Source organism: Acinetobacter sp. YH12144, assembly GCF_013418345.1.
Lineage (GTDB): Bacteria > Pseudomonadota > Gammaproteobacteria > Pseudomonadales > Moraxellaceae > Acinetobacter > Acinetobacter amyesii.
Window position 1 is genome coordinate 1 of sequence record NZ_VPCD01000045.1, and the last position, 5,106, is coordinate 5,106.

5 protein-coding genes are annotated in these 5,106 nt (G+C 36.9%); 1 reads left to right on the plus strand and 4 read right to left on the minus strand.

Features of this window, described 5'->3' with window-relative positions:
* Window positions 1-284 precede the first annotated feature (284 nt).
* From FTU79_RS16140 to mobQ, 4 genes are all read right to left on the minus strand, one after another.
* Entirely contained in the window at window positions 285-428 is a 144-nt protein-coding gene (locus FTU79_RS16140; protein WP_166135746.1) for a hypothetical protein, read from the minus strand.
* 12 nt (window positions 429-440) lie between these two features.
* Window positions 441-995, minus strand: a complete 555-nt coding sequence (locus FTU79_RS16145; RefSeq protein WP_180005593.1) for a plasmid replication DNA-binding protein — start codon at window positions 993-995, stop codon at window positions 441-443.
* 3 nt (window positions 996-998) lie between these two features.
* Window positions 999-1,943, minus strand: a complete 945-nt coding sequence (repM, locus tag FTU79_RS16150; protein ID WP_068912167.1) for a replication initiation protein RepM — start codon at window positions 1,941-1,943, stop codon at window positions 999-1,001.
* 635 nt (window positions 1,944-2,578) lie between these two features.
* Window positions 2,579-4,333, minus strand: coding sequence for a MobQ family relaxase (mobQ, locus tag FTU79_RS16155; protein ID WP_257235117.1), 1,755 nt, complete (start codon window positions 4,331-4,333; stop codon window positions 2,579-2,581).
* Between the two features lie 258 nt (window positions 4,334-4,591).
* On the opposite strand from mobQ, the gene FTU79_RS16160 reads away from it, so the two are divergent.
* Window positions 4,592-4,966, plus strand: coding sequence for a hypothetical protein (locus FTU79_RS16160; protein ID WP_086322809.1), 375 nt, complete (start codon window positions 4,592-4,594; stop codon window positions 4,964-4,966).
* The last annotated feature ends 140 nt before the right edge of the window (window positions 4,967-5,106 follow it).

The following is a 5,106-nucleotide window of genomic DNA, read 5'->3' on the forward strand; positions in this document are numbered from 1 at the left end:
TATGGCTCTATTTCCTGGCTTATGTTATTGGCTATTTCTGATTAACCTAAAAGATAAGAAATCAAAGAATATTGAATAAACCATTGCATAGAGATTCTTAAATTTCCCTAAAATTAACATAATACACCTTATACGAAATGCGTTATAATTATCCTTATAATTCAACGCTGTAGTTCCTAGTTGATAGCCCGAGTTTCCATGACCGGGCTTTTTTTATGATTTTTCACGTTCCACGCCTATTATTTAAGCAATGTTTCACGATTTTGATTAGCTCAATTGAATAATCAGGATGACTGGTCTTTTTCTTTTTGGCGTTTATCCAGCTCTTTTTTCAGCTCCTTTTTATCCTGGTACGATGCGATCAGCATGATCGGGATCAACAGTGGGGCCACAATAATGCCTAGGGCAATGTCTTTCAGTTTCGGCATGATCTTTCTCCCTTAGTCATTATCAAAAACAGCATTCAGTACACGGCCAAATAAGCCACGTTTTTTCTTTGTCTCATAATGCGTATTTGGTACGTGTTTTGGTGTTTCATTAGGGCGTGTCACCAATGTCTCATGGGATGTTTTAATTTCACTATCTCTATTATTATCAATAGTTTCACTTATTCCATTATTGTTGTCGCATGGTGCATCATTGGAATGTGTCACTGGTGTATCATGAGACATTTTTTCTTCAGACTCTTTATGCCCTAATAGCAATTGAAAGCGGTCTATTTGATCTAAATAGCGTTTCTCACGATCTTTGTATGACTCAATTTCCTTTTTCATAAAATCAACAAGCTGACGTAAATCAGCATCATCTTTAGACTGATCCACTTCTTGTTTTTGTTCATGCTTTTTGATCGGCTCTCCAAAGCATCGGATGACTTCTGCAATATCAAAAAGACCATCAGCGCTTCGAGATATACGCCCTTCTTTTATGGCCCTATATAGCGTAGAACGACTGACGTTAAAGCGGTTAGATACTTCACTTAGTGATAATTTAGCCATTTACTAAATCCTTTTATTTAATGGCATATATCCCACTTTTTTTAGGTATGGATATAGTTCTTTGATTTTTTCAGGATCGTGAAGCATCTCAGCAATACGAATAGCAAATTGTGGATAGCTTTCAGTTCCCTGGGAATACCGACCCATTTCCGGTAGCTCTGAAAGTTTATTGGCAAACATGTGGCGTTGTGCATCGGTCATTTGGGTAAAGAGATCTACCGTGTTTGGATCTCTTTCTGAAGGTATCGAATCAATTTTTTTATGCTTAAAAGTGAATGATAAGCCTGAGATAGATCTTCCTGTTTTGTACTGTTCGTATTTTACATGTATATCAGTCAGCTCATTGATTTGCTTTATGGCTGGTTCTAAAACACGACTTTTAAAATTAACCATTTTTTGATATTCATTCATCTCAAGTCCTAATTTTTCTCTGAACTCAGATAAAGAAATAACAGGTGTTTTTCCTACGTCTCTCCAAGCAATTAGAAACTCATATAGACGAATAGCATATTTGCTAGTTAGTTGCGCAACCTGTTTAAGTTGATAGCTCGTAAAGTGCTTTTCCAATCTTGTAATAAGAGGAACAACATCTGGTGCAAAGGTAACTTCTAATGTAGCAAGGTCATCAACATATGCAATTCGGCTAACCCAGCGGGATTTGACTACAATTTCTTTGTTTGTATCTTTATGAATTTCCTTAAAAGAGAACTTTCTTTCAAAAAGATTATTAACTGCATTTTTTAGAGCGTTATACGCAGCTTCTTTGGTGACATCAAAGCGAGAAGCATAATCAGAAGCATGGATTTCTAATTTACTGTCGGATGAGATCCCTTGGCCTGTTTCTCTTGCTCTTATTATTGATAAAAGGATAAGCCGTTGCTCGGTTACTTCGAGATTATAACTGGCATTAATTAAGGCATTATCTTTTACTACTAAGTCATTTTTCATAAGACTGCATAGGTTATAAGTGTTATTAAGACTACATTAGCATTCGATGTAATCAAATGCAAAGAAATTGTAGTCTTATGACAAAGAAATTGTAGTCTTATGACAAAGAAATTGTAGTCTTATGACAAAGAAATTGTAGTCTTATCCACCTTGAAAGCCTTGCAAACAAAGGTTTTCAGAGAGTCTAAAAGCATTAAAAACTTTAAAAATAATTAAAAGCCCAGGAAAGGAAAAATTGCCCTTGGTTTTCGCTGCGCTCAAACTCTATTGAATCTCGCTTTCGCTCGATTCGTTGGGGCAATTTTTTGGCTCATTGGGTTGTGACTTTAAAAAAAAGCAAAAGCAGCTCGGAATTCGCTTCGCTCATGAGCTTTTTACTCGCTTCGCTCGACATAAAGCCATCGTAATCAGTTCGCACCCATTCGGGATGCTCTGATTCTGAGTTCTTGATACACAGGGGAGCCTGTAATCAGGGAAAAACAGGTGAAAAAATTTAGATCCCTGTAGTTCGCTCGTAGACACTCGCTAAATGCTCTCATTTGCGATTTAAGAGTTTTTTCTTAACTCAACTATAAATCTACTGTGGTTTAGCAAAACATCGCTAAAAACCCTATTTTTTTGCGTTTAAACAGCATTCACCAAGGTCGGTAATCGTTGTTATTTTCATTTTCTGGTTTTTTAGGCTCATTTTTCTGCTGTTTTTCCAATTCTTGGCGTTTTAAAAATGCCAAATGTTCTCGTTCGTGTCTTTCTTGTTCATAGCGTTGTTCTTTTTGCTCTCGTTCTTTACGTAATTGCTCTCTAAATTCACTTTCTCTGCGATCATTTTCAATTCTTCGTTGGCGATCTACTTCCGCTTGGCGTACTTGCTGCATTCTTTCTTGTTCAATTTTGAGATCATCTGCCCGTTTTGCTTTAAGGAGGGGACTCATATCATCATTAAAATCATGTAGGGTATCGAATGAATGAACGTACTCTCGTTTTAGCTTCTGCCAAAACGTGGGTTTTATCGTTGGTCGTTCAATCCCATTATTTTCCAGTATCTCTGAGCATTGACCTAAGCGTTGGACGACATTCTCAATATCGTATTCTTTAGCAAGTTGTTCGACCTCGGTTGCGTATTCTCTCCAGTTCTCATTTTTTGCCTGTTCTACTGATTTTTCAGTCGCATAAAAATCAGGTTTTTTTATATCTCTGTAAGTATGATGATAAGAGTCATAAAACAAATTATTGCTATGTAGGTAAAAATCGCTTTTGTTTTCTGCTAACCATCGTTTTGTCTTGGTGAGATTTGATTCAATCTGCTTTTGATTATCAGCAGCATTGCTTTGAATGGTGTAAAACTGATTGGCAAATTCTGCATAAATATCTTGGCACCGGATGAAGTCATCATATGCGTTGTCGATCTGTTGAACCTGTTGTTCTTGCAGGCGTTCTTCTTCTAGGTTGAGATTTACTAATTCTGCTAAAAGCTCTTTTTCTTCTGCTTCGGTTAACTGAAGTTCGTTTTCCAGCTGGGTAATCTGATCTTCTAATCGACTTGGAACAATAATTTCTTGATCAAGGCCCTTGATGATCTGTTGGTATTCTCGTGCAGCATCTAAATTTTTGGCTTTGATTGCATCATTTTCAAGTGCAATTCTTGGCAGCACAATTTCAGTGTTACGTTCTTCAAGCGGTCTTTTTTGTTCCTCGTCATATTGTCTGCGAAGTGCTGTAGCTTCATGCCCTTCATGATGAGTGGGTTCAAGAAAGTCTAAGCCCTGATCCTTGTAACTCCGGTGGTCGATGCGTTCGTCTAGTCCGGCATTTTCCAATACTGTGTTTACAACATTGGCAAAAGTTGCTCGGCTGTCCTTCAGGATCTCGGGACCATGGTCGTTGAAGATTCTTTGTTTCTTTCCTAATTCGCCTTTTTCATTGATGAGTCTGGTCGTGAACATCATGTGTACGTGATAGTTTTTATTATTGGTTTCATCGTTATGTTCATGTGGTGCATGGATGCAGGCATCGACAATAACATTGTGCTTGTTCACAAAGTCTCGGCAAAAGTCATCAACGATTTTTATGCGTTCTGCATCTGTTAATTCATGTGGTAAAGCACAGATATATTCTTTGGCGAGTCGTGCATTGGCTTTCATTGAGCCATTGGCATTGAATTCTTTTTTTTCTACTGTATTCCAAAGTGTTTGACGGTCTAAAAGTTTTGTATTGGTATGTTCTGGTGCATAAATATTTTTGTATGCAAGTCCCTTTTTTTTAGTGTAGTCCTGAGTCTTTCCAAAAGTCAGATCCTCTAATTTTTCACAGGCACGATAAGCAGCACAAGCAACGGCTGAACGTCCGTCACTTCGTGAGATGTTGCTTTCATTCAAATGAAAAATTGCCACTTTAAAAACCTAAATTTCTGCATACCGTGGTTTTGATTTTTGCAACTTTGAAAAAGTTGCTGACCATGCTAAAGCGAGGTCATGGGGTACAGGGGTTTCCCCTGTCGCAACGTCCACTTTTGAATGAAATGATAAAAGTGGGTAAGTGCGCCCTTCGTTTCACTCCGGGAAAACTTCGCTTCGCTACGTTTGATATTGCTCGCTTTGTTTTTTGACTCTATGATGATGTTTGGTTATTGATCATCACGGTTTAATACTATGTCAGATATTCAAGAAAAGAAAGATGCAGTTTTAAAGAAGCTCACTAAAGCACAGCAGAAGAAGTTATCTCTACAAGAGCAAATTGAGTATTTGAAAAAAGAACAAGAGCAGATCTTAGAACAGGCAAAACAGAAACAGAATGAGCTTAAACTTAAGCAGCAAAAACTTTTAAGTGAAGCCAAAGCTCAAGAACGGAAAAATGAAACTAGACGGAAAATTTTGCTTGGCGCTTGGGTTTTGAATAAATTTAAGAATGATGAATCTTTTAAACATCAATGGGCTGATTTTGAGCAGTTTTTAAGTGCGGAAAGTAAGACAGAAGAAAATAGACAGAAAGATAAAGAGCTTTTTAATGATCTTTTTAAGGGATAAGTTCTAAATTTCATATAAGAGATTTTATGTTAAATAAAGGTTAACTACTATGAAATGCTAATGTTTGTATTACAGGAGAGGTAGCTCAATTTGTTTGAACAACTAAAAGCTTATTTAAAGTTGAAATTGGCGTAAAATAT

What these genes read in the sequence shown, in the direction of transcription:
- FTU79_RS16160 (WP_086322809.1), top strand. Translation starts at nt 4,592, where the DNA reads ATGTCAGATATTCAAGAAAAGAAAGATGCAGTTTTAAAGAAGCTCACT.
- FTU79_RS16140 (WP_166135746.1), bottom strand. Translation starts at nt 428, where the DNA reads ATGCCGAAACTGAAAGACATTGCCCTAGGCATTATTGTGGCCCCACTG.
- FTU79_RS16145 (WP_180005593.1), bottom strand. Translation starts at nt 995, where the DNA reads ATGGCTAAATTATCACTAAGTGAAGTATCTAACCGCTTTAACGTCAGT.
- repM (WP_068912167.1), bottom strand. Translation starts at nt 1,943, where the DNA reads ATGAAAAATGACTTAGTAGTAAAAGATAATGCCTTAATTAATGCCAGT.